The sequence below is a fragment of the Pseudarthrobacter sp. AG30 genome, from assembly GCF_003116525.1.
Lineage (GTDB): Bacteria > Actinomycetota > Actinomycetes > Actinomycetales > Micrococcaceae > Arthrobacter.
Genome location: NZ_QEHL01000049.1, coordinates 1 through 1,205, shown reverse-complemented (window position 1 = coordinate 1,205; position 1,205 = coordinate 1). Strand labels below are relative to the sequence as shown.

Sequence of the window (1,205 nt, the reverse complement as noted above, 5' to 3'; positions counted from 1 at the left end):
GGGCCCGCCACCGGCGTAAGTTGCATCCTTCCCGTACGGACCCCGGAGCAGCAGAGTTGGCGCTGCGCCGTCAGCCGGGCGCCAGATATTAGTGCTCAATGCAACACCGTCCCGCATGGTGACAGAAACGTCGGGTTCGTAAACGTGTTTCATGAAGTTACTCCTCGTTGAGAACTGTGGGTAAAAGTTGGACTGATTGCGCAGCGCAACACAGCAGTCGCGAACCGAGCTCTTGGGCGGTGCACTGTGGGGTAGTGAACCTGTTGGGCGCAATATCATTGCGACGCTGGGTAATATTGCATTGAGGTTAGTACCGCATTTAGGTTCCCACAAGGGTTATTCCCTAACTTCCCTCTAGTCGTCATCAATACGTCAGTGACGATGCCAGGAGGACAGTGAAGTTCAACATGGGGATGCTTCTCTTATCGCGCAAGCAATCCAGGCAGTTCCGGGACATAAGTCCTGACACTAGGACAACATGGTCACCCCTCCCCCGACGGGTGCGCGGCGGCAAAGCACTTCCTCCAGCGGCGCCAGCATTGGATTCAATAACCAGGCGAGGCAGGATGCCGCCGAGTGGGATGCGGCCGTCACGCGTTGAGAGCATGACATCCTCCGGCCCGCGCAAGTCGACGACTGAGCAACACCAGCAGGCGCATTTGTTTCTTCCTTTTATTCCTGTCGCGCCGACAAGTTCCTCGTCGGCGTTCTTGCGGCCAGCGCGCTTAAAGAGCGCCGGAAGGCCCGTGCATCGCCAGCAAATTCGCTCTTGCGCAACTACTGCTTTGTGGTACTTTTTATAACTATCGAGTACCGTTGAAAACATAATCTGACCCTGTTGCTGTACGCCAGTCCCTTTTGGGCTGACGACAATCTCCCGACGCCCGGTTAGACGGTTGTACTTTGGTGGCGCTTGGAAAGACTCGGCCCTGGCTTCTGCCAGCCGTGGACCGTTCGAGTACTCGAAGGAGAGACTCATGAAACACGTTTACGAGCACGACGTCCCCGTGACCATGCGCGACGGCGTTGTGCTGCGCACCAATATTTGGCGACCGGCTGACGGCGCAGCACCCACACTGCTTTTGCGGGGACCATATGGCAAAGACGGAACTTATAGTAGCGGCGGTCCCTGTAGTCTCTTTCCGTCGCTGCTTCCATTCCTTAACGCCGGGTACGCCGTTGTGCATCAGGACGTCCGTGGGACG

General features: G+C 57.0%; 1 protein-coding gene. It reads left to right on the top strand.

Features of this window, described 5'->3' with window-relative positions:
• Positions 1-977: 977 nt before the first annotated feature.
• Positions 978-1,205 (top strand): CocE/NonD family hydrolase (locus tag DC347_RS21230; RefSeq protein WP_304598363.1); only part of this gene is annotated, 228 nt, incomplete at its 3' end.